This is a genomic window from Arthrobacter tumbae, from assembly GCF_016907495.1.
GTDB classification, from domain to species: domain Bacteria; phylum Actinomycetota; class Actinomycetes; order Actinomycetales; family Micrococcaceae; genus Arthrobacter_D; species Arthrobacter_D tumbae.
Map to the genome: position 1 here is coordinate 2,237,951 of NZ_JAFBCC010000001.1, position 26,827 is coordinate 2,264,777.

A 26,827-nucleotide genomic window follows, 5' to 3' on the forward strand; every position below is an offset into this window, starting at 1 on the left:
AGGTGGCACTTTTTGCGGCGGCCCGACAGGGCCGCAAGGATGACGCGGAGCTTGGCACAGGCGTGTGGCGCCGCGCTCACGACCGCTTCCGGCGCGGGCTCGACCGGTACCACCAGATCCTCGAGGGCGTGGAGGACGACGCCGTCTACAACGAGCTGGCGGGCATCGCCAACCAGCTTGCCCAGTTGCTGCCGCGCGTGCGCGAGTGCTGCGCGACCGCTCAAGCCCAGCACCCCAGCGAGGGACTGGACATCCCGGGAGCACTTCTCCAGGTGCATCGTGCACTGTCCCGCGCGGGCAACGCACTGGCAACCACAGCGGAGGCGGCCGCGATGGCGCGCCTGGACGGCGAGCGGTGGGGCATCGCATCTGCCGGACTGGAGAATGTCCGGCGCCGGGCGGAGGTAGTCGCCGAAGATGTCGTGGAAGCTGAGCGCTTGCTGGAAGCACCCGCTTAAAAGCCGGGTCAAGAGCGAAGTCTCGGAATACTCGCCGCCGGGCTGGGGTTGCCACAGTTCGACAGGAGCAACAGTCTTCGAAAGGGATACATGAGTACCTCACCAAACCTGACGTTCAACGACGGCCGAACCATTCCCCAGCTGGGTTACGGCGTGTGGCAGGTCGACGACGCAACGGCGGAGGACGTCGTCGGACGCGCTTTCAAGGCCGGCTACCGGCATATCGACACCGCGAAAATCTACGGCAATGAAGCGGGCGTGGGCCGCGCGATTGCAGCCTCCGGTCTCAGCCCCGAGGAACTGTTCATCACCACCAAGCTGTGGAACGCTGACCAGGGCTATGAGAGCACCCTCCAGGCGTTCGAGGAGTCCATGCAGCGGCTGGGCCTCGAAACACTCGACCTTTACCTGATCCACTGGCTCCAGCCGAAGCAGGGCAAGTATGTGGACACGTGGAAGGCGCTCGTTGAACTCCAGAAGCGCGGCCGCGTCCACTCCATCGGTGTCTCCAACTTCACGGTTGAAGCACTGCAGGAAATCATCGATGCCACCGGTGTGGTGCCTGCGATCAACCAGGTCGAGACGCACCCGTACCTGAACCAGGCCGAGCTGCGCGCTTTCGAGGCGGACAAGGGAATCCTCCACGAGTCCTACTCTCCGCTCGGTTCCGGCAAGGGCCTGCTCGAGGACCCGGTGCTTGCAGACATCGCAGAGAAGCTGGGCGCCACTCCGGCGCAGGTTGTGCTTGCGTGGCACCTCGCGCTCGGGCTTGTTGTCATCCCGAAGTCGGTGACCGAGTCCCGCATCATCGAGAACTGGGGGGCCCTTGAGGTCTCCCTGAGTGAAGAGGACATTGAGGCAATCAACGGCCTCGACAAGGGTGAGGCCGGCCGCATCGGCGCCAACCCGGCAACGGCTGACTTCCCCTGATCGATTGCCCCGACCGGCTCGGTTGACCCGATCAACCGAGCGGTAGGTCGTTCAGAACCCTGCAGGCACTGCATGCGCGCTTTCAACGCATGCGGTGCCTGCACCTTTTTGTGGGAACAATAGTCCCCATGGACAGCGACATCGTGAACCTTCTGACCGGGACCTACGCGAGCGACGGCGCCGAGCCCGGCTCCGGCGAGGGCATCTGGCGTGTAAGCCTTGACCGGCGCAGCGGCGCCCTGAGCGGCGACCACCTCATTACGACGACGACGGCGCCATCCTTCCTCGCACTCCACCCTTCCGGACACATGCTCTATGCAGTCCAGGAGACGGAGCAGGGGATGGTGAGCGCGTTCAGCGTGGACGGCGGGGACCTGTTACTTCGGGCCACCGTGCCGACGGGTGGTTCGTTCCCATGTCACCTCCTCGCCCTGGATGACGCACTGTGGGTCGCCAACTACGGTGACGGCGTGGTCAGCCGCCTGGACCTGAACGGCGACGGCGAGCCGGTGGGGACGCCGGCCGTGTACCCGAACGCCGGTTCAGGACCCAACGCCGAACGTCAGGAGGGGCCGCACGCCCACTTTGTGCATGATGCCGGCGACGGATCGGTCTGGGTGAGTGACCTCGGCACCGATGAGGTCCGCCGCTTCACCGCGTCCGGGCCCAGCGACCCCGCGTCGGTGCTGCCGCCGGCCACCGGGCCACGGCACCAGGCAGCGCTGCCGGGCGGCGCCGTCGTCGTTGTGGGTGAACTGGACTCCCGCCTGCACGTGCTGGCTCCTGACGGAAGCGGATCGATCCTCTCGAGCGTGCCTGCGCTCGCAACCCCGGTGCCGGCCGGGAAGCCGAGCCAGCCCTCTCACATCGATGTGGGAGTCTCCCCGGCCACGCGGAACCTGCTGTATGCCGCAACCCGCGGGCCTGATGTCCTTGCCGTGTTTGCGATTGAGGGCGGGCATGCGCTCAGGCATCTGTCGGACACGCCGATTGGTGGCGCGTGGCCGCGGCACTTCGCGGTGGTACCCGCCAGCGATGATCGCGCGGATTTCATTGTCGTGGCGAACCAGTACTCGTCCACGCTGGATGTGTTGCGCGTGGACGGCGCCGGTCATGCTGAGCACGTGCGCTCCCTCGGGCTGCCGGTTCCCGCCTGTGTCATTCCCTCCGCCGACACGACCCACGGCTGACGGGGTGCACATGGATGATCAGAATCTGGACAGCGTGTTCACGCGGGTTCGGGATGTTGTGCGCTCGGATGCGGACCTGGACGGGCCGAGCTGGGTCGACTACAACCGCCGCTTCGATACCCATTTTCCGGAGCTGTACCGGCTCTTCGAGTTGCTGTACGGAGACAGGGACGACTGGCTGGACCAGCTAACCCGACTCGTGCTCCTGACCGCACGATCCTGGGTCTCCCGGACGCCCGAACAGAAGCTGATCGATGAAGAACAGGAGCGGGAACCGACGTGGTTCCTGTCCGAGGAGATGCTGGGAGGGGTCTGCTACGTCGACAGGTATGCCGGGAACCTTGATGGCGTGCGCAAGCGCATCCCGTACTTCAAGGAGCTGGGTCTTACCTACCTGCACCTGATGCCGCTGTTCCTGGCTCCGGAACCGCATTCCGACGGCGGCTATGCAGTTTCCAGCTACCGTGAGGTCAATCCAGACCTTGGCACAATGGCGGAGCTCCGCGAATTGGCTGCGGAGCTTCGGAGCGAAGGCATCAGCCTCGTGGTCGACTTCATCTTCAACCACACCTCGAACGAGCACATCTGGGCGCGCAAGGCAGCCCAGGGAGATCCCCACTACAGCAACTATTACTGGATCTTCCCCGACCGCACCATGCCGGACGCGTTCGAGGCCCATGCGCGGGAAATCTTCCCTGACGACCACCCCGGATCCTTCGTCCAACTCGAGGACGGACGCTGGGTCTGGGCGACCTTCCACAGCTACCAGTGGGACCTGAACTACTCGAACCCCGAAGTGTTCCGCGCAATGGCTGAGGAGATGCTTTTCCTGGCCAACCAGGGGATAGGCATCCTGCGTATGGACGCCGTCGCGTTCATCTGGAAGGAACTCGGCACCTCATGCGAGAACCTGCCCCAGGCACACCTTCTCCTGCAGGCTTTCAACGCCGTGTGCCGGCTGGCGGCGCCGTCACTGCTCTTCAAGTCCGAGGCAATCGTGCACCCGGATCAGGTAGCCGAGTACATCGCCCCGGGAGAGTGCCAGCTCTCCTACAATCCCCTGCAGATGGCATTGATCTGGAATTCAATGGCCACCCGGGACGTCTCGCTGCTTTCGCAGGCGCTGGAGCGGCGGCACAACCTGCCGGAGGGTACGTCCTGGGTGAATTACGTCCGGAGCCATGATGACATCGGCTGGACTTTTGCCGACGAGGACGCCGCCGAGCTCGGCATCAACGGGTTCGAACACCGCCGGTTCCTCAACTCTTTCTACGTCAACCGCTTCGCAGGCAGCTTTGCCCACGGAGTTCCCTTCCAGGACAACCCCAAGACCGGAGACTGCCGGATCTCCGGTACGACGGCGTCGCTCCTGGGCATGGAGCAGGAACCGGCCGCCGCTGTTGAGCGGATCATGCTCGCGCATTCAATCATCCTGAGCACGGGCGGTGTTCCGCTGATCTATCTGGGAGACGAAGTGGCGCAGGAGAACGATTACGCCTATGCAGGGGAGGCCGGGCATGAGGCTGATAGCCGCTGGGTGCACCGGCCGCGCTATCCCGCGGAGAGCTACGCGCGGAGAGCCGACTCGACGACGCCACAGGGCACCTTGTACTCGGGGCTTAAAGTGCTCCTGTCGGTCCGGACCGCCACTCCTGAGTTCGCCGGAACCCACCTGATCGATTTCTTCACCGGGAACCGGCACGTGCTCGGGTACCAAAGGCCGGGAGATACGACGGTGGTGCTTGTGCTGGCGAATTTTGCCGATGATAGCCAGACGATCTCGGCCGAGACGCTGTCGGGCTTCAACCCCACGGGCGTCAACCTGGTCACCGGTAAGCGCGTTGGGCTTGAGGTCGGAATCCAGCTCGCTCCCCGCAGCTTCCTCTGGCTGCGAGTGGCTCTCACGTCCTGACGGACGTTATATGTACGGATGTCCACATAATGTGTACGCTTGTACGCATGCCGAACTATTTCGAGGGTGACTCCAGAACAAACCAGGAGCGGATGCTCGCGGGTGATCTATACATCGCTGACGATCCCAACCTTGCCGCCGGTCACCAGAGGGCCGTCAAGCTGGCCTCCGATTACAACGCGGCGTACGCCCAGGATGTGGACTCCGCCCGACCGATCCTTGAATCCCTTATTGGTCACCTTGGCGAAGGTGCGCACATCCGCCCGCCGCTTGCCGTGGACTATGGCACGTACATCACCATCGGCACGGGGACCTTCATCAACTGCAACTTCACCGCGCTGGACGTCGCTCCCATTGTCATCGGCCGGGACTGCCAGATCGGTCCCAACGTGCAGCTGCTGACTCCCACGCATCCGGTCGAGCCGCAGCCGCGCCGTGACAAACTCGAAGCGGCCCTTCCCATCACTATCGGGGACAACGTGTGGCTCGGCGGCGGAGCCATTGTGCTGCCGGGAGTCACGATCGGTGAGAACAGCGTCATTGGTGCCGGCGCCGTCGTCACGAAGGATGTCCCGGCGAACGTCGTCGCCGTGGGGAATCCTGCCCGCGTGATCCGGGAGATCTAGCTCAATGAGCCAGCGCAGGCATGATCCGGACCGGCGGGACAGGATCATCGACAGCGCATTGGCAACAATCGCCGAGCATGGGGTGGCCGGAACCACGCACCGCAAGGTGGCGAAGCATGCTGATGTGCCGCTCGGCTCCATGACCTACCACTTCGCAGACATGGATGAGCTGCTCCGCGAGGCGTTCACCCGATACGCCAGCCGTATCGCCCGGCGTTTTGCGGACCGCTTGGCAGCCGTGTCCGGCACGAACCAACTGGTGGCTGCGATTGCCGAGCTTGTGCATCACGACCTCAGCAAGAGCCCCGAGGATGTGGTGCTCACCCTGGAGCTGTACACACTGGCTGCGCGGAAGCCGGCCTTCCGGCGGATCACCCATGACTGGATGAGGCAGAGCCGCGCTGTCCTTGAGCGGCACATGGATGCAACCGCAGCATTCGAGGTGGACGCGCTGATCGAGGGACTCTTCATCCACGTGAGCCTTGACCAGCACCCCCGCTCCCGGGCAGGCACCGAACGGGCGGTTCGGCGCTTCCTCTCCGACGCGCCCGCGCCCTGAACGTGCCCCGATCACCGGAACCATTTCTAGAAAGACAATCATGAGCTCAATGACCACCGAGCAGCGCGTAGCTGTTCCACGGGAAGCACGGAACGCACGGATCGCCGTCGCTGTGCTGTTCTTCACGAATGGCGCCATCTTCGCCAACCTCCTGCCGCGCTATCCGGAGATCAAGCAGGACCTTGGGCTCAGTAACGCAGAGTACGGGCTGGCCGTCGCGTCCTTTCCGCTGGGCGCGCTGATCGCCGGGTTGGCCGCGGCAACGCTCATCCGCCGATTCCGGTCCTCCAGAGTGGCGGTGGCCGGGACACTGTTTGTTGCGGTGGGAGTGCTGATTGCGGGCGTTTCACCGACCTGGGTTGCCCTGGCGTCCGCGCTGTTCTTCGCCGGTGCAATGGATGCGGTGACCGACGTGGCGCAGAACTCACACGGATTGCGGGTGCAGCGGTTGTACGGCCGGTCCATCCTCAACTCGTTCCATGCCGTGTGGTCCATCGGAGCTGTCGCCGGTGGGCTGATGGGAGGGTTGGCAGGTGCACTCGATCTACCGCGCGGAATCCATCTGTCGGTGACCGGCGCCCTCTGCGTCGCAGCCGTGTTGATCGCCTACCGGTTCCTCCTGGCCGGTCCGGAGCCCGTCGAGCGGGCGGTGGTGCCTCCAAGCCCCGATGTCCACGGCAGGGCCCCCAAGATGCGGCGGACCGGGCCGTACCTCACACTTGCTGCGCTGGTGTTCATCGCGGTCGGCGGGACGCTGGTCGAGGATGCCGGCAGCACGTGGGCGGCGGTCTACCTCTCGGGGCAACTGGATGCCAGTGTCAGCATCGCTGCCCTCGGTTTTGTGGCGATGGTGGGCGCGCAGTTCATTGGGCGCCTGCTGGGCGACGGGCTCGTGGACCGCTTCGGGCAGCGCGCGGTCGCCCGGGCGGGCGGGGTGATTGTTTTCCTCGGTATGGGAGCGGCGCTCGCCTTTCCGTCCGTCGCAGGGACGATCATCGGGTTCGGTCTCGCCGGCTTCGGTGTTGCCACGTTGGTGCCAGCCGCCATGCACGGCGCCGATGAGCTGCGCGGGCTGCGGCCCGGGACCGGTTTGACGGTGATCAGTTGGCTCATGCGCGTGGGTTTCCTGGTGTCACCGCCCGTCGTCGGCCTGATCGCCGATACCCTCAGCCTGCGCGTAGGACTCCTGGTGGTGCCGTTCGCAGGGTTGCTGGTTATCCTGCTGGCTGGTGTGCTGTCCGCGGACCGGGCGAAGCAGCACCGGTCCTGAATCGCTAGATCCTACACTGTCACTCACGGGACTGTGCCACAACGAGGGCACAAAAAGAGCCTCCTGCCAGAGTCGAACTGGCGACCTTCTCATTACGAGTGAGACGCTCTACCGACTGAGCTAAGGAGGCTGGCGCGGGTGAACTTCGCTAGCGCAAAGGCTCATTCCACAAGGAATAACTCTATAAGAGCATAAGCTCACCGGTCAAAATCAGCAGCGGACGCTCATCTCGGGCACGGTGCCGTCGATCAGGAAATCATCGACGAGGGACTCGATGCACTCGCCGGAGCGGCCGTAGGCGGTATGCCCCTGCCCCTCCCAGGTCACGTGAACGGCGGATTCGAGCTGGTCCGCGAGGGCCAGCGACCACTCATAGGGTGTCGCGGGATCCCCTGTGGTTCCAATCACGAGCATCGGCGGCGCATCCGGTGCGCTGGCCGGGGAGGGCTCCAGCACCGGTTCGTGTGCCCACTCCTTGCAGGCGAGCGCGCCGTAGCTCAGGTACTCGCCGAAGACCGCAGATGACGCTTCGAGCGCTTCCGCCTGTTCCGCCATGACCGCCGGGTCGGCCGGCATGGGGTAATCGAGGCAGGTGACCGCCGTGAAGGCGGCGGACGCGTTGGTCAGGTAGTCGCCGTTGGGTTCCCGCTCCGCGCCGAGATCAGCGAAGCGGAGGAATTCCGTGGGGTCACCCTGCAACGCCCGGTCGATCGCCGCGGTCAGGGCAGGCCAGCTGGCACTGTCATACAGCGGAAGCACGAAGCCCTGAAAGAACGTCCCAATGGTGACCGGACGTCCGTCGGCAGCCGTCATGGGGCTCTCCTCAACGGACTCGAAGAGGTCATCCACTACGGCCACACCGGCATCCACATCACCGGGAAGCGGGCACTCGCTTTGGCTTTGGCAGTCGGCGACGTAACTGCGCAGCGCCTCATCGAATGCCGCGACCTGCCCGGCAGTGATCTCCGCCGAGCTCAGGGAAGGGTCTACGGCGCCATCGAGCACAAAGCGCCCGACGTTGTCGGGGAACAGCTCCGCATAGGCGGCGCCCAGCTGAGTGCCGTAGGAAAACCCGAGGTAGTCCAGCTGTTCCTCGCCCACAAGGGCGCGCAGGATGTCCATGTCCTTCGCGGCGCTGACGGTGTCGATGTAGCCCAGTAACTCACCGGTGCGCTCGGCGCACAGCTCTGCGTACTCGGCTGAGTCCGCTTCGAGGATCTCGAGGGCTTCCTCGTCGGTGGCATCCGGCGGAATCGTCTCGGTACGGGCTTCGTCGCGTTCTTCGTCCGTCAGGCATTCCACTGCGGACGACCGGTTGACCCCGCGCGGATCAAAGCCCACCACGTCGTAGGACTGACGTAGCCGGTCGCTGAGGATGAACTCAGCGGAGTCACGGACCAGGTTATAGCCGGAAGCTCCCGGCCCGCCCGGATTCACCAGGAGCGAGCCCTGGGCATCCCCTGACGCATCAAGGCGGATAGCGGCGATCTCGATCGATTCCCGCCCCGGATCACTGTAATCAAGAGGAACGTCGACTGTCGCGCAAGCGAGATCCTCTTCGCACTCCTCCCAGACGACCTCCTGCGAGTAGAACTCCTGAAGGTCTTCGGGAACCTCGCCGATAACTTCGGCCGGCGCTGTCGCCGCGCCGGTCTCCGGACCCGCTGTGCACCCGGAAAGCACCAGAGCAACGACGACGGCGGCAGTACCTGCCAGCGCACGCAGCGGGGAGCGGCGCGCGGGTTGGGAGTGGGTCACGCGGAAAGTTCCTTCTCTGGCAGCAGGCTGACGGCCATCGCTTCGATGGCCAGCAGGGGGGCAACATTGGTTCCAACGATCCGCGTGCGCACTTTGTTGATGGCCTCAATGCGCCCGAGGGTCTGCTCCGGCGTGCCGTGTTCGGCATAGCGCTCGAGCTCAGGCCGCAGCGGCTCGTTCACCAGGTACCCGGAGGTGCCGAGCTGCAACATGAGGATGTCACGGTAGAACGAGGTGAGATCGGTCAGTGCGCGGTCGAAATAGTCGTTCTTCGAGCGCTTGGCCCGCCGGTTCTGATCGTCCTCGAGCCGCTTGACCTGCGCACGGATGGCAGGCGGAAGAGTGCCGGATGTGGGCGCGCCCAGCGAGACCAGCAGCGCGGCCTTTTCTTCGGCGTCACGTTGCTCGAAAGAGCTCTGCGCCTCGGCTTCAGCGAGCTTCACGAGATCCGCAGCTGCCCTCATGGCACCAGCGATATTGCGCAGGTTCAGGGGTAGCCGCACGATCTGGTTGCGCCGCTCGCGGGCATCGGTGTCCGTGGCGAGGCGCTTCGCCACTCCGATGTGGCTCTGCGCGGCGCGGGCTGCAGCTTCGGCGATGATCGGGTCGATGCCGTCACGCTTCACCAGCAGGTCCGTCACGGCCTCGACCGGTGGAACCCGCAGGCTGACTGAGCGGCAGCGGGAACGAATGGTGACCAGCACGTCTCCGGGGCTGGGCGCGCAGAGCAGCCAGATGGTGCGCGGAGGCGGTTCCTCGATCGCCTTCAGAAGGACGTTGGTGCTGCGTTCCTGCATGCGGTCGGCGTCTTCAACGATGATGACGCGCCACCGGCCGGTGGACGGTTTGTCCTGCGCCTTCCGCACCAGCTCGCGGGCCTCGTCGATGCTGATGGTGACCTTCTCGGTGGTCACGTTGGTGACGTCGGCATGCGAGCCGGCCAACGCCGTCGTGCAGGCCTTGCACTCTCCGCAGCCGCGCTCCTCGAGCAGCGGCCGGTCGCAGAGCAGCGCCGCGGCGAAGGCCCGCGCGGCGTTGGAGCGGCCCGAGCCGGGCGGCCCGGTGAACAGCCACGCGTGATTGGGCTGGTTCGCGGCGGCAGCACGGCGCAGTTGTTCGACGGCGGCGGCCTGACCGGTCAGGAAGGTCCAGACGCTCATGCCACACGCTCCCGCACGGCGCCCGCGATTATCGCTGCCAGCTCATCAACGGGATCCGACGCGTTCAGCACCAGATATGCCTCCGGATTCAACGCTGCCTGGTCCCGGAAAGCGGCGCGGATCTGCTCGTGGAAGGAGTCCGGCTCCGACTCCATGCGGTCCTCCTGCGCTGCCGTGGAGGTTCGACGGCCGCGGCCTTCCACGTGGTCAACATCCAGCAACACCGTCAGATCCGGCCGGAGCCCCTCCACCGCCCAGAGGTTGATCCCCAGCACGCTCTCCGCGCCGAGACCGCGGCCTACGCCTTGGTAGGCCACGGAGGAGTCGATATATCTGTCACAGATGACGACGTCGCCGCGCTCCAGAGCGGGCCGGATCACCTGATGCACGTGTGCGGCACGCGAAGCGGCGAATATCAGTGCTTCCGTCCGCGCGTCGATGTACCCGTGCCCGTGATCAAGCACGAGGGAACGCAGCTTCTCACCGATTTCGGTGCCACCGGGCTCGCGGGTGCGCACCACCGTTTGGCCGTCAGCCTGAAGTAACTCCGCCAAGCGCACAGCCTGCGTGGACTTACCGGCGCTGTCTCCGCCCTCGAAGGCAATGAACATGCCGCGGGTAGGGCGGGGAGTCTGGGATGTCACTGGATCAGCCTACCGACTCAGCCTGACAGGCCGCGCGGCCTGTGGAGAACATACGGAATCAATCCGCCGGGCGGTGCAGGGCAATTCCTGCAGTGGGCCACCACGGTGCTGAAGCAGCCTCTGACATCCGACCCAAGAAAGTGCATGCAGCATGCACTTTCCGGGAACGCCGTACCGGGTGCGCAGCTGCGCATCGTCACGGTTTCAGCGCTTCGAAACCGCCAATTACGCTTGCACCATGACGCACACCAGCGGGAATCACGCGCACCTTGCCCCGGATACCCTCACTGTGGCCGCAGGCCGCCCGCCCCGTGATCACGATTCCCCGGTCAACCCGCCCATTGTGCTGTCATCAACCTTCCACGAAACCGCGCCGCCCACCGGATCCGACCGCATCTACGCGCGCATGTCCAACCCCACCTGGGATCCCTTCGAGGAAGCCCTTGCAGAACTCGAGGGTGCCGCGCTTCCGGCGCTCGCCTTCGCCTCCGGCCTCGGTGCCGCCGCCGCGGCCCTATCGCTTGTGCCCACCGGGGGAGTGGTGGTCATTCCCCGCCACGCATACGGCGGGTCCGTCTCGCTGGCGCTCGCGGAGGAAGCCCGCGGCCGCCTGACGGTCCGGCAGGTGGACATCGCGGATACCGAGCAGGTGCTGACACAGCTCGACGGCGCACACATGCTCTGGCTCGAAAGTCCCACCAATCCAATGCTTGAGGTCGCGGAAACCGCGGTGCTGACGGAAGCTGCCCACGGAGCCGGCGCCGTCGTCGTCGTTGATAACACCTTCAACACACCGCTGGTATGCCGGCCGCTGGACTATGGCGCCGACGTCGTACTCCATTCCGTCACCAAATATCTGGCCGGCCATTCCGACGTCGTCCTCGGGGCACTGGTCACGTCGGACGCTGAGCTGCGCGCCCAGTTGACCTCCTACCGGACGCTGCACGGGGCGATTGCGGGGCCGTTTGAGGTGTGGCTGGCGCTTCGGGGACTGCGCACACTCGCGCTCAGGATGGAACGCAGCCAGGCCAATGCGCTGGAACTGGCGACCAGGCTGGCGCAGCACGCCGCGGTCCAACGGGTCCGCTACCCGGGACTGCCTGCGGATCCGGGCCACGAACGCGCCACCGCCCAGCTGAAAGGCTACGGCGGCATTATCAGTATCGAACTGGACAGCAGGGAAACCGCTGACGCGCTTGTCGAAGCTGTCCGCCTCTGGCTCCCGGCAACCTCCCTCGGCGGCGTTGAATCCCTGATTGAACGACGACGGCGCCAGCCCGGTGAGCCGAAAACGGTGCCCGAGGCGCTGGTCCGGCTGTCCGTCGGAATCGAGAACATCGAGGATCTCTGGACGGACCTTGATTCGGCACTCTCCTCCGCGGCGAATACCCGGTAGGCTGAATCCGTGGAAATTGTGCTGCTGACCGAGTTCTGGCTGTTCAGGGTGCTCGGCTATCTCGCCCTCGCAATTGAACTGTGGGCGCTGGTCGACTGCGCCCGGCGCAAGCCCGCCTCCTTCGAAGCCACGTTCAAGCGCACCAAGAGTTTCTGGCTGGGACTTACGGCCGGCGCTGCGGCAATTGGGGCTCTCACCGCGCTCTTCGGCGGTATCGGCCTGTTCGGACTTCTGCAGCTCGTTGCCATCATCGCGGCGTGCGTCTACCTTGCTGATGTGAAGCCCGCTGTGAGCGAGGTCCAGGGAAGCGGACCGTACGGGCCCTGGTAGGCCCTGCCGCCGTTTCACTGAGGAGCAACCGCGTCCCAGGCAGCGGTAATCTCGCCCAGACGCCACCGCGACGGACCGTCGAGAAGCGGCCATCCGGCGTCGGACATCGCAGAGCACATCGCCATCCAGCGCTGCCGGTTGCCGAAGGAACCGAGGGGCGCGGCGTCGAGCCACGCGCGGTCGAGCGCCTGCAGGTAGTCGAACACGCGCTCACCCGGCACGTTCCGGTGGATCAAAGCCTTCGGCAGACGCTCAGCCACATCGGAGGGCACCCCGAAGCACCCGAAGCGCAGCGAGATGCTCAATGACAGCGGGCCATTCACGCTGATCGCCACCCACGTGGACCTGCGCCCGATCTCGTCGCAGGTTCCGTCAATGAACAAGCCGTCCTCCGACAGCCGGCTCCGCACCCGGTCCCAATGAGCCAGGTACTCGTCTTCGCCATACTGGCGCAGCACGTTGAATGCGCGGACAACTGCGGGACGCCGGCCCTGCATCGGCAACTCGAACCCGCCCTGGAGGAAGCTCAGGCCCGGCCGCTCAAGCGGAAGCGCTGCCCGGACGCGCTCGGGATCGATTTCCACACCCATCACCTGGACATCGGCGCGAACCGCTCGCAGGCGCGTGAAGAGTTCAACGGCAGTGACCGGCGTCGCGCCGTAACCAAGATCCACCACGAGCGGGTCATCCGCGGTCCGGATGCGCCAGGCCTGCGGACCGGCCAGCCAGCGGTCCATGCGCCGGAGACGGTTCGGGTTGGTTGTGCCGCGGGTGATCGCTCCAACGGGCTTTCCGGGTTTTCGTGTCGGCACCGTTCAAGGTTACGGGTAATGAAACCGCCTTCCGCAGCACATCATGTGCCCCATCCAGCCAAATACGGCAGACTGGATTCATGACTTCTTACAAACTGATCCTGCTGCGCCATGGCCAGAGCGAGTGGAATGAAAAGAACCTTTTCACGGGCTGGGTGGACGTGGCACTGACGGAACTGGGACGCAAGGAGGCCGTCCGCGGCGGCGAGCTCCTGGTGGAGCATGACCTCCTGCCGGACATCGTGTACACCTCGCGCCAGAAGCGGGCCACGATCACTGCGAACCTCGCACTGGAGGCGGCTGACCGCACCTGGATCGACGTCAAGCGGGACTGGCGGCTCAACGAGCGCCACTACGGTGCCCTGCAGGGCAAGGACAAGGCCCAGACCCTCGCTGAGTTCGGCGAGGAGCAGTTCATGGAGTGGCGCCGTTCGTATGACACGCCGCCGCCGCCCCTCGACGATTCGAGCGAGTACTCCCAGGCCAATGACCCCCGCTACGCGGACCTCGGCGATGACCTGCCGCGCACCGAGTGCCTGAAGGACGTCCTCGAGCGGTTCCTGCCGTACTGGGAATCGGACATCAGCGTTGACATCAAGGCTGGCAAGACCGTCCTCATCGCTGCCCACGGTAACTCCCTCCGCGCGCTGGTCAAGCACCTTGACGGAATCAGCGATGGTGACATCGCCTCCCTCAACATCCCCACGGGCATCCCGCTGGTGTATGAACTGGACGAGGACCTCAAGCCGGTCAAGGCCGGCGGTACGTACCTCGACGCCGACGCCGCCGCTGCCGCGATCGAAGCGGTAGCCAACCAGGGCAAAGCAAAGCACTAGCAACAAGCATTAGCAGGCTCCGGCAGCCAAGTACCCTGCATGGGTTGAGCCCAGCCCCGCACGACGACGGCGGCCCGCCTCCGGAAGGAAGCGGGCCGCCGTCGTCGGTGGATCAGTGAGGTCAGTTCAGCGGCGCGCTGGGCTGCCACTCACCGGTGACCAGGTAGGTGACCTTCCGGGCAACTGAAATGCCATGGTCGGCGAAGCGCTCGAAGTAGCGGCTGGCGAGGGTGACATCCACCGTGGTCGGAGCGGAAGCGTTCCAGTCAGCTGCGGCAACCGCCTTGAACACGCCGGCGTGCAGTTCGTTGATCCGCGCATTGTGCGCGTTGATCTCGATACTCAGCTCGAGGTTGCGCGTTTCGAGAAGCTCGGTGACCTTGTTCGCGATCGCGATATCGAGCTGCGCCAATTCGATGAAGGTGGGCCGGATGCTCTCGGGAATCACATTCTCCGGAAAGCGGAGGCGGGCCAACTGCGCGATGTGCCGGGCGAGATCGCCCATCCGTTCAAGCGACGCGCTCATCCGCAGAGCACCCACAATCATGCGCAGGTCGCTCGCAACCGGCCCCTGCAGGGCAAGGACGTCGATCGCGCGCTCGTCGAGGTCGTTCTGGAGGAAGTCGATGCGCGCATCCGCGGCGATGACTTCCTGTGCCAGCTCGGTATCCGCTGCCTCGAACGCCGTGGTGGCCTTCTGCATGGCCTCCGAAACCAGCTTCGAGATCTCGATGAGTTCTTCGCCGATTTGGTGAAGCTCCGCCTGAAAAACCTTACGCACGTGGGCGTCCTTTCCCTTTGAGGTGCTGAACGGGCGCAGATGCGCAGTCCTGTCCAGCACGTTTTCAGCTGCCCCTTAACTGTTACGCATCTTTAGGTGAACGTTAGTTGAACCACCGGTCCAAAGCCACCGGATCAGCAGGGGAAGGCGCATTCACGGCCTAAGCTGGATCCGTGGATCCTGTACTGCTGACCCTCGTGGCTGGGCTGGTCGGCCTCGCTATCGGCGTGGCCGGCATGCTCGCGTTCCGTGCCAGCGAGTCGCAACGCCGTGCCCGCCTCGATAGTGACGAGCCGGTGCTCCCCAAAGGGGCGGCCGATGTCCTGTCGGTGGTGGGCCGTGCCTACGTCATTGTGGACGGGATCGACGGCGTGGTCCGCGCCAGTCCCGCGGCCTACGCTTTCGGCCTCGTCCGCGGCCACACGATCGTGCACAGCGAGCTCCTTGAGCTGACCGCACGGGTGCGCAGGGACGGAGTGATCGAGGAGCGCCAGCTGGAACTGCCGCGCGGTCCCCTGGGACAGGGCACCATTGTTGTGCACGCCCGCATCGCGGCGCTCGGCGAGGAATACCTCCTCATTCTCGCGGATGACCGCACCGAGATCACCCGTACCGAGGAGATCCGCAATGATTTCGTCGCGAACGTATCCCATGAATTGAAAACTCCCGTGGGCGCCATCTCCCTCCTTGCAGAGGCCCTTGATGATGCAGCCTCCGACGAGGTGGCGGTCCGCAGGTTCGCCCAGCGGATGCACAAGGAATCGGGCAGGCTCTCGGCCCTGGTCCAGGACATCATCGAGCTGTCCCGGCTGCAGGGAACCGACGTCGTCCGCCGCGGCAAGGCGGTCAATATCAATGCGGTGCTCGCCGAGGCAGTGGACCGGAACAAGCTTCCTGCCGAAAGCAAACAGATCGACATCGTGGTCGGCGGGAAGATCGACGCACCGGTCTACGGGGATCCGGACCTCCTCATGACCGCCTTCCGCAACCTGATCGACAATGCCATCCGCTATTCTCCGGACGGAACCAGGGTGGGTGTTGGGCTGCGCTCACGCGACGGACTGGCGCAGATCTCCGTCACGGACCAGGGCCTGGGCATCACCCCCGAGGAGCAGGAGCGGATCTTTGAGCGCTTCTACCGCATCGACGCGGCGCGCTCACGGCAGACGGGCGGCACGGGCCTCGGGCTGAGCATCGTCAAGCACGTCGTCTCGAACCACGGCGGCGAAGTGACGGTGTGGTCGCAGCAGGGCCAGGGCAGCACGTTCACTGTCCGTCTGCCGGAGATGGAAACAGCCGACGACGACGGCGCAGGGCCGGCGGCGAGCGTCGCCGCCGGCGCGGTGCAGGGAAGCAGGCACGAAAGTGCCCGCAACGACAAGGGCAGCAGTGTCCAGAACCAAGGAGTGAAAGCGTGAGCCGCATCCTGATCGTTGAGGACGAAGAGTCCTTCAGCGACCCCCTGTCCTATCTGTTGGGCAAGGAGGGCTTTGACGCCGTCGTCGTGGATAACGGCCTTGATGCGCTCACCGAGTTCGACCGCGGCGGCGCGGACCTGGTACTCCTCGATCTTCAGCTGCCGGGCCTCTCCGGTACGGAAGTATGCCGCCAGCTGCGGCAGCGCTCCTCCGTCCCGGTCATCATGCTTACGGCCAAGGATTCAGAGATCGACAAGGTTGTGGGACTCGAACTGGGCGCCGACGATTACGTCACCAAACCCTATTCGTCGCGGGAGCTGGTGGCCCGGGTGCGTGCTGTACTGCGCAGGCAGGGCGAGCCGGAAGAGCTGGTGGCCAGCACCGTCGCGGGAGGCCCGGTACGCATGGATGTGGAACGGCACGTTGTGAGCGTCAGCGGGGAGCAGGTTTCGCTGCCGCTGAAGGAGTTCGAGCTGCTCGAGATGCTGCTGCGTAATTCCGGACGTGTGCTGACCCGCGGGCAGCTCATCGACAGAGTGTGGGGGTCGGACTACGTGGGGGACACAAAGACGCTCGATGTCCATGTCAAGCGGCTGCGGGGGAAAATCGAACCTGATCCGTCAAACCCGCGGCACCTCGTGACGGTGCGGGGGCTGGGTTACAAATACGAGCCCTAGAGCTCTTCCTCATCTTCAACGACTTCTTCGATGGGGGCAGGCGGCGGAGTGAAGCCGCCGGGAACGTACTCGCGGTACTCCTCAAGCGTTCCGTCGAGGACCGGCACCCGGATGGTCTCGCTTTCGGAATTCACGGTGAACTCGAGGTCGACCAGCGATCCCGGAACCTCACTGATGCCTTCCAGGGTGCCGTCGTCGTCCACCTCGTCCTCGAAGACGTACTTGCCGTTCGCCTCGATGGTGACCTGCGAATTCTCGTTCTCGCCGTCAATTCTCACCTGGACTGCGGAGTCGGACTCGTTGAAGAGAGTACCCAGCAGCGCGCCCGGCTCACCTTCAGCGGAGGTGATGATGAGGATGTTGCGCAGAAGGACCGGGCCCACGCTGTCCACGATTCCGTCCGATGCGGCGTACTGGATGGTGGTGGCCTGCTCGTTCACTGCGGAACAGCCGGTTGCTCCAAGGAGAGCCAGTACAGCGGTTCCGGCAGCTGCCAGCTGTACTCGTTTCTTCGGGGCACTGTTCACGGCACTAACTCCTGTAGGTATGGTCGCGCGGACCGACGGACAACACTAGAGAACAGCCTATCGGCATTGAGGGTGATTATTGGATTTCACTGAACTTCAACTGCCGCCGGTGAAGGGTGGAACCACAACCCGCAAGCACCAATTCTGCTCTGCGTCAAGAGCGGAATGATAGCCAATTGATCGCTCTTCGTCCCGCTGACCTGCGTAAACGCGTCATCGGCGTGTCGTTTCCGTGATAAACTGATCTGCGGGAAAGGGGTTTATCCACATGGTTTTTGAGGTCGGCGAAACAGTTGTTTACCCTCACCACGGCGCAGCGAAGATCGAAGAGATCAAGATGCGCACCATCAAGGGCGAAGAGAAGATGTATCTCAAGCTCAAAGTGGCACAGGGTGATCTGACCATTGAAGTTCCAGCAGAGAACGTCGACCTCGTCGGCGTACGTGATGTTGTGGGCAAGGAAGGTCTAGAGCACGTCTTCGACGTACTCCGGGCCGAATTCACGGAGGAGCCTACCAACTGGTCACGCCGGTACAAGGCAAACCTGGAGAAGCTCGCATCGGGAGACGTCATCAAGGTTGCCGAAGTAGTTCGGGACCTCTGGCGCCGTGACCATGATCGCGGACTGTCTGCCGGTGAGAAGCGGATGCTGGCGAAGGCTCGCCAGATCCTCATCTCCGAGTTGGCTCTGGCGGAGAAAACGGACGAAGAGAAGGCAGCGACGGTACTCGACGAAGTACTCGCTTCCTAGCACTAAGGAAAAGGACCGCATAGCTGCGGTCCTTTTTTGTGGCCGATCCAGTGCGGATGCCTCAGTAATAGGTGCAGTATGGGTTCACGTAGGGTGAAGCTGTGTCTGAAGATCCAACACGCATTGGCGTGATCATTGTCGCCGCCGGCGCCGGGGAGCGCCTCGGCCGGGGTATGCCCAAGGCGCTCGTTCAGTGTGCCGGCCGTACCCTGCTGGAACACGCCCTCGACGGCGTCCTTGCCGCCGGAGTTGCCGGCCATGTTCGCGTGGTCGTTCCGGCCGGTGACACAGAGCTGCGCTCGATCGTCGAGGCGCATACTCACCCACAGCTCACCCTCACCGCCGTCGACGGCGGTGCAAGCCGGCCGGCATCCGTACGCGCCGGTTTGGATGCCCTGCCGGGAGGCGTCGAGATCGTGCTCGTCCATGACGCGGCCCGCGCTCTCACCCCGCCACAGGTTTTCCGCGCTGTGGTGAGTGCGGTGCGGGACGGTGCGGTCGCCGTCGTTCCTGGAATTGCGGTATCAGACACCATCAAGGTGGTGACGGGGAACACTGTCACAGCCACGCCGGACCGTACTACGTTGCGCGCCATCCAGACCCCGCAGGGCTTTGACGCCGCCACGCTGCGGACCGCGCACGAGGCCTCCGTGGACCACGCGGCCGTTACCGATGACGCGATGCTGGTCGAGTCTCTCGGAATCCCCGTGACTGTTGCCCAGGGTGATCCGCTGGCGTTCAAGGTAACCACCCCCAACGATCTGATGCTCGCCGAAGCGCTCGTGCGGCAGGCGCACGAAACTGCCGGGGAGCAGCAGTGACCGCCAATCTTCCACGCACCGGGATCGGCATCGACGTGCACGCCTTTGCGCCCGCTGACCAGCCGCGGACGTTATGGCTGGCCGGGCTTGAATGGCCGGGCGAGCGCGGGCTGGCCGGCCATTCCGACGGCGACGCCGTTGCCCACGCAGCAGCCGACGCCCTTTTCTCGGCCTCGGGAACAGGCGACCTCGGCACCAACTTCGGCACCGACCGCCCAGAGTATGCCGGTGCCTCCGGCATCACGCTCCTGACAGAAGCCGCCCGGATTGTGCGCGAGGCAGGCTTCGAAATCGGCAACGTAGCCGTCCAGTTGGTCGGGAACCGGCCGCGGTTCACGCCCCGCCGACAGGAAGCGGAAGCGATTCTTTCTGCAGCGATCGGCGCGCCGGTCAGCGTCTCGGCAACCACCAGTGACGGATTGGGCTTCACCGGCCGTGGTGAGGGAATCGCGGCGATCGCAACCGCCGTCGTCGTTCAGCTCTGACACTTCGCCGGCGGCCGCCGGCTCGCGCACCCGGATTCGGTAGTCTGGATCGGTGAGCCTGAGATTCTATGACACCGCAACGGCAGAAGTCCGCGAGTTCACACCGGTACGCTCCGGGGAAGCACGGGTCTACTATTGCGGGGCCACTGTCCAGGGGATGCCCCACGTAGGTCACGTCCGTTCCGCCATCGCTTTCGACCAGCTCACCCGCTGGCTGCGCATCCGCGGTTACGTGGTGACCGTGGTCCGGAACGTCACGGACATCGACGACAAAATCCTCGCCAAGTCCAAAGCCTCCTTCGATGAGGTGCCGGCAGATCCGGACGCTGTGCCCAACGAAGAGTGGTGGGCACTGGCCTACCGCTACGAGCAGGAGTTCCTCAAGGCCTACGACACCCTCGGGGTGCAACGGCCCACCTATGAACCCCGCGCCACCGGCCACATCCCGGAAATGCACCAGCTCATCCAGCAACTCATCGACCGGGGCCATGCGTATCCGGCTGCGGACGGGTCGGGCGATGTCTATTTCGACGTGCGGTCCTGGCCAGCCTATGGCAGCCTCACCAACCAGAACGTCGATGACATGCAGGCCGCACCGGACGTCGAAGCACAGTTCAGCAACCGCAAGAAGGACCCACGAGACTTCGCCCTCTGGAAGGGCTGGAAAGAGGGCGAACCGGAGACCGCGGCGTGGCCCAGCCCGTGGGGGCCGGGCCGTCCGGGCTGGCACCTCGAATGCTCCGCGATGGTGACGAAGTACCTTGGCGCCGAGTTCGACATTCATGGCGGCGGCCTGGACCTGCGTTTTCCCCATCACGAGAACGAGATGGCGCAGTCGCAGGCCGCAGGCCATGCGTTCGCCAGGTTCTGGATGCACAACGGGATGGTGACCTACGAGGGCGAGAAGATGTCGAAGTCGGTGGGTAACACGATCAGCCCCGACGAGATGCTGCAGCTCGCCGGTGCGAGGGTAGTCCGCTACTACCTCGGGCAGGCGCATTACCGCTCCGTCCTGGACTACCGGCCTACGTCGCTCCAGGAGGCTGCTGCCGCCGTCGAACGCATTGATGGATTCCTTGCAAAGGCGGGTGCAGCCAAGTTCGGTCATGCAGGACGCGCGCCGGAGTGGCAGGACATACCGGAGGCTTTCGCCGAGGCCATGGACGAGGATCTCAACGTTCCGCGCGCGCTTGCTGTCCTCCACGAGACGGTGCGGGTCGGCAATTCGGCGCTGGCAGGCAAGGACGACGACGGCGCCGCCCGGGCAGCAGCCGCCGTCACCGCCATGACCGCTGCGCTGGGGCTCGATGATGTGAGGTCGGCCGAGGGAAACCGGGAAAGCCCGGAACACGGCGCGCTTGACGCTTTGATCCGGTCCCAGCTCGCCGAACGCGCCGCAGCCCGCGCAGCCAGGGACTGGGCACGGGCGGATGCCATCCGGGACGCACTGGCGGCGGCCGGCGTCGTGGTCGAGGACTCCCCGGACGGTGCGCGCTGGAGCCTCGCCCGCGACTGACTGTCCGCAAAATAGGTAGGGGAAGGACCGGGCATCCACCCGCGTAAACTGGACTCACGCAAGTTCCCTATCTGAAGGTGTTTCCCCATGGCCAACCCCCACGGACGTCCTGGTGCTATCCGCAAGACCAAGAAGGGTCCCACCATTGGCACGGGCGGGCATGGACGGAAGTCGCTTGAGGGCAAGGGGCCAACGCCCAAGGCTGAGGACCGGCCGTACCACAAGTCGCACAAGAGCAAGCAGCTGGCGGAGCGTTCCGCGGCAAAGCGGCTTGCCGGCCGGGCAGCTCCCAGCCGGTCCAAGGCAAAACCGGGCGAAGAGTACGTCACCGGGCGGAACGCCGTGGTGGAAGCGCTGCGGGCCGGTATCCCTGCCAAGGCACTGCATGTCGCCATCCGGATCGACGTGGATGACCGCGTCCGTGAGTCACTCAAGCTTGCGACCGAGCGCGGTATCCCGCTCATGGAAACGGGCAAGCCTGAGCTGGACCGTCTTGCGGATGGCTCCGTTCATCAGGGCATGATGCTTCAGATTCCGCCCTACGAATACGCCGACGGCCTCGATCTCGCCGGCGAGGTAATCGCCAAATGGAAGAAGGGGCACATCAGCCAGGCGCCCCTGTTCGTGGCGCTGGACGGCATCACCGACCCGCGCAACCTGGGCGCCATCATCCGGTCGCTGTCCGCCTTCAGCGGCCACGGCGTCATCGTGCCTGAACGGCGCTCGGTCGGCGTGACCGCTTCAGCCTGGAAAACCAGTGCCGGGGCGGCCGTGCGGGTACCCGTTGCCCGTGTGGGCAACCTGAACTCCACGCTGAAGTCCTTCAAGGACCAGGGCATCTTTGTTCTGGGACTGGACGGCGACGGCGATATCTCGCTGCCGGAAATCACTCTCGGCGTCGAGCCTGTCTGCCTGGTGGTCGGTTCGGAGGGCAAGGGTCTCTCACGGCTGGTGCGGGAGAACTGCGACCAGATCGTGTCCATTCCCATCGACTCCGCCATGGAATCGCTGAATGCCTCAATGGCTGTGGGCATCAGCCTCTATGAAATCTCGCGTCAGCGGGCGGCCGAAGCCCGTTAGGAAACGAATTCCCTCCATGAGCATGACCACCGAGATCGCCCAACGTTCGCAAGCCTTCCCGCTGGGGGTCCGCCGGTGTGCCGGTGAACAGTCGCACCTCTTCGACGTTGCCGTCTACGCACCTGACCTGGATGCGGTGGCGGTGCATTACCAGGATGGTCAGGGCAGCTGGAACGCTGTTGTGCTTCCGGAACTCACGGATGGTGTCCACCACGGGTTGGTGGACGGTATGGGGGAGTCCTCCAGGTACGCGTTCTGGCCGGCGGACGTGCCGCTGGAGGGTAAGCCCGGGACGGCGCAGTTGTTGCTGGACCCGTACGGCCGCGCGATCGACACCGTCCGGGTGGATGAAACCCCGGTCTACTTCTCCGTCGTGGTTGATCAGGCGTTCAACTGGGGCTCATCCCGTCGTCCGGGTACCCGCTGGAGGGACAGCGTCATCTATGAGGCGCACGTCAAGGGCCTCACACAGCTGCATCCGGATGTGCCTGAGGAGCTCCGCGGCACCTACGCGGGCCTTGCCCACCCGGCAATGATCCGGCACCTGTTGGAACTGGGAGTCACTGCGGTTGAGCTCCTGCCGATCCACTTCCACATAGATGAGCCGCACCTGGAACCGCTCGGGCTGAACAACTACTGGGGCTACAACACGCTGGGGTTCTTTGCTCCCCACCCGGAGTACGCCACCGACGCCGCGCGCAAGGCCGGGCCGAAGGCCGTGCAGGACGAGCTGAAGGGCATGGTCCGACTCCTCCACGAGGCCGGGATCGAGGTCATCCTCGACGTCGTCTACAACCACACCGCCGAGGGCCCACAGGGCGGTCCCGCACTCTGCTGGCGCGGACTGAGCGAAATGAAGTACTACCGCCACCACGACGACGGCCGGTACCTGGACACCACCGGTTGCGGAAACACGGTCAACTTCACTGAGCCGCGCGTGATCCAGTTCGCACTGGATTCCCTGCGATACTGGGTCGACGAGTTCGGTATCGACGGCTTCCGGTTTGACCTCGCGGTCGCCCTCTGCCGGGATGAAAGCCACCAGTTCACGCCGCGGCACCCACTGCTGATCGCGATCGCCGCAGACACGGTGCTGAGCGGCGTCAAGCTGATCGCTGAGCCGTGGGACGTCGGGTACAACGGCTGGCAGACGGGAAACTTCCCCCAGGGCTGGGCCGACTGGAACGACCGCTTCCGGGATACCGCCCGCGACTTCTGGTTGTCTGACCAGGCTGCCCTGGCCGAAGGGCGGCGCGGGGGCACGGTGGCCCGGCTGGCCAGTTGCCTGGCCGGCTCTGCCGAGGTGTTCGGCCGTTCCGGTCGGACGGCGGTGTCTTCGATCAACTTCGTCACAGCCCACGACGGCTTCACGCTGGCGGACCTGACGGCCTACAACCGGAAGCACAATGAGGCCAACGGCGAGGCCAACCGTGACGGACACAACGACAACCGCAGCTACAACCACGGTATCGAGGGACCAACGGAGCAGGAGGCCATCCTGGCCGCCCGTTCGCTTACGGCCAGAAACCTGATGGCGACGCAGCTGCTCGCGCTCGGGGTCCCGATGATCACCGCCGGGGATGAATTCGGCCGCACCCAGCACGGGAACAACAACGCCTACTGCCAGGACAATGAGCTGGCGTGGGTGCACTGGAACCACGACAACGACGCCCGCAGCATGCTTACGGCAACACGCGAACTGCTGCGCATCCGCCGGGAATTCCTGACCGAGCAGCCCGCCGGATACCCCGCGCGGGAAGATACCTCCTACCTGCTCTGGTTCAATGCGGACGGCGAGCCCATGCGCCAGGAGCAATGGTCGGATCCAGAGTGCCGGACCGTCCAGCTGCTGCTTGGGTCGCCGGGTGGAGACCTCGACGGACTGATTGTGGTCAACGGACATCTGGAGGACCGCAACCTGGTTCTTCCCACTGCAGCAGCACTGCGGGGATTGGGTGTCCCCGAGAGTCAGAACCAGATGTTCGAGCTGCGGTTCACCACAGCGACCGCCAACGGAAAACGCCGCGGTGCCCGTCTCCGTGGAGGAGAAACGGACACCGCGGCGGCAAACTCGGTAACTGTCTACCGGGTCTAGGCGTTCACCACGAGTCCAAGTTCAGCCCTGGATGCAAGGCTCTCGTGCTGCGGCAGAACGCGGACGGTGTAGCCGAACGAGCCGGAGTGGTCAATGACAATTTCACCACTGAACAGGAACCTGCCGCGGCCCAGATCCTCGCCAACCTGAAGATCGGCTACGGCTACCTCGCTCAGGTCATCGCTATCGGAGGCGCGGCCGTAAACCACTTCCACCGACACGTCCTCCGGCCCTACGCTTCCCAGCGAGACGTAGGCATTGACGGTGAGCGAGTCGCCGATCTGAGGCTCCTCGGAGACGCCGAGTGAGTCGACGTGTTCAACCTGAACGGCTGACCAGCCGTCCTTGATCTTCGAACGCCATGACGCCATCTGCTTCGCCGAGCTGTAGCCGTCGCGGACTGCCAGACGCCCTGCCCGGCATGCGGGCTGGTACAGCCGGCCCACATAGTCCTGAAGCATGCGCTCAGCGGAAACCGCAGGCCCCAGTTTCGCCATGGTGTGTTTAATCATTGCCACCCACTGATGCGGGACGCCGTCGCTTGACGGAGACGAGGGACCCGCAGCGCCCACGCCGGGCGCGCGGACCGTGCTGTAGAAGCGGGGAGCCACCTGCTCCTCGATCAGGTCGTACAGGGCGGCCGCCTCGATGTCGTCGCGCTCGTCGGCAGAGGCTCCGTTGTTGGCGGTCGGGATCGCCCAGCCGTTGTCGCCGTCGTACATCTCATCCCACCAGCCGTCCAGCACGGACAGGTTGAGCCCGCCGTTGATGGCCGATTTCATCCCTGACGTACCGCATGCCTCGAGTGGGCGGAGCGGGTTGTTGAGCCATACATCGCAGCCCGGGAAGAGCGTGCGTGCCATGGCGATGTCGTAGTTCGGGAGGAACACGATCCGATGACGAACCTCCGGGTCGTCAGTGAAACGAACGAGGTCCTGGATCATGCGTTTGCCCTGCTCATCAGCCGGGTGTGACTTTCCGGCGATGACGAGCTGGATGGGATTGGTGGGGTGACGCAGAAGTGCCTTGAGGCGGTCGGCGTCGCGCAGCATCAGGGTGAGCCGCTTGTAGGTGGGTACACGGCGCGCGAATCCGATGGTCAGCACGTTCGGGTCGAGGACATGATCGGTCCAGGCCAGCTCCGCGTCGGCTGCGCCGCGCTTCTTCCACGAGGACCGCAGGCGGGAGCGGACGTCATCGATGAGGTTCGAGCGCATGATCCGCCTCAGCCGCCAGATGTCGGCGTCCTCAACGTCATACACACGTGCCCACTGCGGGTCCAGCACGGACTCCGCACCGAAGTTCTCCCGGGCGAAGTCGGCGATGAGGGGGTCCACCCAGGTGGGTACATGGACGCCGTTCGTCACCGAGGTGATGGGGACCTCCCGGGAATCGAACCCCGGCCAGAGTCCGGAAAACATTTCCCGAGATACTTCGCCGTGCAGTTTTGCCACGCCGTTGGCGCGCTGCGCCAACCGCAGCCCCATGACCGCCATATTGAACTTCGACGAGTCACCGCCGTCGTAATTTTCTGCTCCCAGCTCAAGGACACGTTCGGTGGGGACGGAAGGCGCCAGGCCTGCATCGAAGAAGTGCTGGATCTGTGCCCGTTCAAATCGGTCAATACCGGCTGGAACAGGCGTGTGCGTGGTGAAGACGGTGGACGCGCGGCCGGCGGTCAGCGCTTCCTCCCAGGACATAGGCTGCTCATTCGACGAGTCCATGAGCTCGCGGATGCGTTCGATGCCGAGGAATCCGGCGTGTCCCTCGTTGGTGTGGAACACCTCGGGGGCTGAAAGCCCGGTCAATCGCTGGAAGATGCGCAGTGCCTTCACGCCGCCCATGCCCAGCAGCAGCTCCTGCTGCAGACGCTGGTCACCGCCGCCGCCGTACAGGCGGTCGGTGACGTTGCGCGCCGCTTCATCGTTGCCCGGAACGTTTGAATCGAGCAGCAGCAGCGGAACGCGCCCGACGTCGGCCCTCCAGATGTGGGCGCGCAGCTCCCGCCCGTTGGGAAGCGGCAGCACTACCGTCGCAGCGGTGCCGTCGTCCTCGCGCAGGAGCGTGAGTGGGAGTCCGTCCGGGTCGAGGACAGGATAGGTTTCCTGCTGCCACGCGTCACGGGACAGGGACTGCTTGAAGTAGCCCGCCTGATAGAGGAGGCCGACCCCGACGAGCGGAACACCCAGGTCGGATGCCGCCTTGAGGTGGTCACCGGCAAGGATGCCGAGGCCGCCGGAGTACTGGGGGAGGACGGCGCTGATGCCGTACTCGGGGGAGAAGTAGGCGATGGACCTCGGCGCGTCCTCGCCGAGCGACTGATACCACCGGGGCTCGGAAAGGTACTGCTCGAGATCGTTTCCGAGATCCTGGATCCGTGCAACAAGTTCCTGGTTCGCCGCAATCTGCTTCAGCTGCTCACGGGTGATGGACCCGAGGAACTGCACGGGATCGTGGCCGCTGGCTTCCCACGCCTCAGGATTGATGTCATGGAACAGGCGCGCGGTCGGCAAATGCCAGGACCAGCGCAGATTGCCAGCCAGCTTACCTAAGGGAGCGATGCTCGGCGGAAGAACGGTACGGACAGTAAACCTACGGATTGCCTTCACGTTGGGTAGGTTAGCGTACATTTCCGAGCCGGAGTACGTCTTGGCCCCGCATGTGCGTAAACGCTTGCAATGTGAAGTGCAACACTCATCCCCTTTAGAAAGTCGCCTTAGCAATCTGACGCGATAATGGATAACGTCTAGTCTGTGACCACTTCGAGCGACGCGACACGAACAAGGGCAGGCGCA

General features: G+C 64.7%; 25 protein-coding genes and 1 tRNA gene. 18 read left to right on the forward strand and 8 right to left on the reverse strand.

Annotated elements, in window-relative coordinates; genetic code table 11:
- Positions 1-2 precede the first annotated feature (2 nt).
- The 7 genes from JOD47_RS10785 to JOD47_RS10815 all read left to right on the forward strand — a co-directional run bounded on the left by JOD47_RS10785 (position 3) and on the right by JOD47_RS10815 (position 6,945).
- Positions 3-458 (forward strand): hypothetical protein, encoded by a 456-nt coding sequence (locus JOD47_RS10785; protein ID WP_204534199.1) that lies wholly within the window; start codon positions 3-5, stop codon positions 456-458.
- A 90-nt stretch (positions 459-548) separates the two neighbouring features.
- Complete coding sequence (locus tag JOD47_RS10790) at positions 549-1,388, forward strand: aldo/keto reductase (RefSeq protein ID WP_204534200.1); 840 nt, start codon at positions 549-551, stop codon at positions 1,386-1,388.
- Positions 1,389-1,516: 128 nt separating this feature from the next.
- Entirely contained in the window at positions 1,517-2,578 is a 1,062-nt protein-coding gene (locus tag JOD47_RS10795) for a lactonase family protein (RefSeq protein WP_204534201.1), read from the forward strand.
- A 10-nt stretch (positions 2,579-2,588) separates the two neighbouring features.
- A complete protein-coding gene (locus JOD47_RS10800; RefSeq protein WP_204534202.1) occupies positions 2,589-4,490 on the forward strand; it encodes an amylosucrase in 1,902 nt (633 codons plus the stop codon).
- Positions 4,491-4,537: 47 nt separating this feature from the next.
- The gene (locus JOD47_RS10805; protein ID WP_204534203.1) at positions 4,538-5,116 is read left to right on the forward strand and encodes a sugar O-acetyltransferase; all 579 of its coding nucleotides are present in this window, start codon (positions 4,538-4,540) and stop codon (positions 5,114-5,116) included.
- A gap of 4 nt (positions 5,117-5,120) precedes the next feature.
- Positions 5,121-5,675: a TetR/AcrR family transcriptional regulator gene (locus tag JOD47_RS10810; RefSeq protein ID WP_204534204.1), complete on the forward strand. Its 555-nt coding sequence runs from the start codon at positions 5,121-5,123 to the stop codon at positions 5,673-5,675.
- Positions 5,676-5,715: 40 nt separating this feature from the next.
- Positions 5,716-6,945 (forward strand): MFS transporter, encoded by a 1,230-nt coding sequence (locus JOD47_RS10815; RefSeq protein WP_204534205.1) that lies wholly within the window; start codon positions 5,716-5,718, stop codon positions 6,943-6,945.
- A 57-nt stretch (positions 6,946-7,002) separates the two neighbouring features.
- Here the strand turns inward: JOD47_RS10815 and JOD47_RS10820 are convergent.
- From JOD47_RS10820 to tmk, 4 genes are all read right to left on the reverse strand, one after another.
- A tRNA-Thr gene (locus JOD47_RS10820) sits at positions 7,003-7,075 on the reverse strand.
- 80 nt (positions 7,076-7,155) lie between these two features.
- Positions 7,156-8,703, reverse strand: coding sequence for an alpha/beta hydrolase (locus JOD47_RS10825; protein ID WP_204534207.1), 1,548 nt, complete (start codon positions 8,701-8,703; stop codon positions 7,156-7,158).
- Positions 8,700-9,863 (reverse strand): DNA polymerase III subunit delta', encoded by a 1,164-nt coding sequence (locus JOD47_RS10830; protein ID WP_204534209.1) that lies wholly within the window; start codon positions 9,861-9,863, stop codon positions 8,700-8,702. The genes JOD47_RS10825 and JOD47_RS10830 overlap by 4 nt, the downstream gene beginning before the upstream one ends.
- Positions 9,860-10,474 (reverse strand): dTMP kinase, encoded by a 615-nt coding sequence (gene tmk, locus JOD47_RS10835; protein WP_204536628.1) that lies wholly within the window; start codon positions 10,472-10,474, stop codon positions 9,860-9,862. Before tmk ends, JOD47_RS10830 begins: the two co-directional genes overlap by 4 nt.
- Positions 10,475-10,745: 271 nt before the next feature.
- On the opposite strand from tmk, the gene JOD47_RS10840 reads away from it, so the two are divergent.
- Positions 10,746-11,903, forward strand: a complete 1,158-nt coding sequence (locus JOD47_RS10840) for a trans-sulfuration enzyme family protein (RefSeq protein ID WP_204534211.1) — start codon at positions 10,746-10,748, stop codon at positions 11,901-11,903.
- Positions 11,904-11,912: 9 nt separating this feature from the next.
- Positions 11,913-12,233, forward strand: coding sequence for a DUF2516 family protein (locus JOD47_RS10845; protein ID WP_204534214.1), 321 nt, complete (start codon positions 11,913-11,915; stop codon positions 12,231-12,233).
- Positions 12,234-12,247: 14 nt separating this feature from the next.
- Here the strand turns inward: JOD47_RS10845 and JOD47_RS10850 are convergent, their stop codons facing one another.
- Positions 12,248-13,045, reverse strand: coding sequence for a class I SAM-dependent methyltransferase (locus JOD47_RS10850; protein ID WP_204534216.1), 798 nt, complete (start codon positions 13,043-13,045; stop codon positions 12,248-12,250).
- Between the two features lie 80 nt (positions 13,046-13,125).
- Between JOD47_RS10850 and JOD47_RS10855 the strand changes: the two genes are divergently transcribed.
- On the forward strand, positions 13,126-13,881 hold the full coding sequence (locus tag JOD47_RS10855; protein WP_204534218.1) for a phosphoglyceromutase: 756 nt from the start codon (positions 13,126-13,128) through the stop codon (positions 13,879-13,881).
- Between the two features lie 121 nt (positions 13,882-14,002).
- Here JOD47_RS10855 and phoU read toward each other — a convergent pair whose 3' ends face one another.
- Positions 14,003-14,662: a phosphate signaling complex protein PhoU gene (phoU, locus tag JOD47_RS10860; protein ID WP_204534220.1), complete on the reverse strand. Its 660-nt coding sequence runs from the start codon at positions 14,660-14,662 to the stop codon at positions 14,003-14,005.
- A 173-nt stretch (positions 14,663-14,835) separates the two neighbouring features.
- On the opposite strand from phoU, the gene JOD47_RS10865 reads away from it, so the two are divergent.
- Together JOD47_RS10865 and JOD47_RS10870 are read left to right on the forward strand one after the other, a co-directional pair.
- Complete coding sequence (locus JOD47_RS10865) at positions 14,836-16,080, forward strand: sensor histidine kinase (RefSeq protein WP_307836262.1); 1,245 nt, start codon at positions 14,836-14,838, stop codon at positions 16,078-16,080.
- On the forward strand, positions 16,077-16,757 hold the full coding sequence (locus JOD47_RS10870) for a winged helix-turn-helix domain-containing protein (RefSeq protein ID WP_204534222.1): 681 nt from the start codon (positions 16,077-16,079) through the stop codon (positions 16,755-16,757). Before JOD47_RS10865 ends, JOD47_RS10870 begins: the two co-directional genes overlap by 4 nt.
- Here JOD47_RS10870 and JOD47_RS10875 read toward each other — a convergent pair.
- Positions 16,754-17,284 carry a hypothetical protein gene (locus JOD47_RS10875; protein ID WP_204534224.1) on the reverse strand — a complete coding sequence of 177 codons (531 nt, stop codon included), beginning with the start codon at positions 17,282-17,284 and terminating at the stop codon, positions 16,754-16,756. The two genes, JOD47_RS10870 and JOD47_RS10875, sit on opposite strands and share 4 nt — an antisense overlap.
- 268 nt (positions 17,285-17,552) lie before the next feature.
- Here JOD47_RS10875 and JOD47_RS10880 point away from each other — a divergent pair, with 268 nt between their 5' ends.
- The 6 genes from JOD47_RS10880 to glgX all read left to right on the forward strand — a co-directional run bounded on the left by JOD47_RS10880 (position 17,553) and on the right by glgX (position 24,032).
- Positions 17,553-18,035: a CarD family transcriptional regulator gene (locus JOD47_RS10880; protein WP_167990786.1), complete on the forward strand. Its 483-nt coding sequence runs from the start codon at positions 17,553-17,555 to the stop codon at positions 18,033-18,035.
- Between the two features lie 101 nt (positions 18,036-18,136).
- Positions 18,137-18,856, forward strand: a complete 720-nt coding sequence (gene ispD, locus JOD47_RS10885; protein WP_204534226.1) for a 2-C-methyl-D-erythritol 4-phosphate cytidylyltransferase — start codon at positions 18,137-18,139, stop codon at positions 18,854-18,856.
- Entirely contained in the window at positions 18,853-19,341 is a 489-nt protein-coding gene (ispF, locus tag JOD47_RS10890; RefSeq protein WP_204534229.1) for a 2-C-methyl-D-erythritol 2,4-cyclodiphosphate synthase, read from the forward strand. Before ispD ends, ispF begins: the two co-directional genes overlap by 4 nt.
- A 52-nt stretch (positions 19,342-19,393) precedes the next feature.
- Complete coding sequence (cysS, locus tag JOD47_RS10895) at positions 19,394-20,857, forward strand: cysteine--tRNA ligase (protein WP_204534230.1); 1,464 nt, start codon at positions 19,394-19,396, stop codon at positions 20,855-20,857.
- Positions 20,858-20,944: 87 nt separating this feature from the next.
- Positions 20,945-21,937, forward strand: a complete 993-nt coding sequence (rlmB, locus tag JOD47_RS10900) for a 23S rRNA (guanosine(2251)-2'-O)-methyltransferase RlmB (RefSeq protein ID WP_204534231.1) — start codon at positions 20,945-20,947, stop codon at positions 21,935-21,937.
- A 16-nt stretch (positions 21,938-21,953) separates the two neighbouring features.
- On the forward strand, positions 21,954-24,032 hold the full coding sequence (gene glgX / locus JOD47_RS10905; protein WP_204534232.1) for a glycogen debranching protein GlgX: 2,079 nt from the start codon (positions 21,954-21,956) through the stop codon (positions 24,030-24,032).
- Here glgX and glgP read toward each other — a convergent pair.
- Complete coding sequence (gene glgP / locus JOD47_RS10910) at positions 24,029-26,641, reverse strand: alpha-glucan family phosphorylase (protein WP_204534233.1); 2,613 nt, start codon at positions 26,639-26,641, stop codon at positions 24,029-24,031. The two genes, glgX and glgP, sit on opposite strands and share 4 nt — an antisense overlap.
- Between the last annotated feature and the right edge of the window lie 186 nt (positions 26,642-26,827).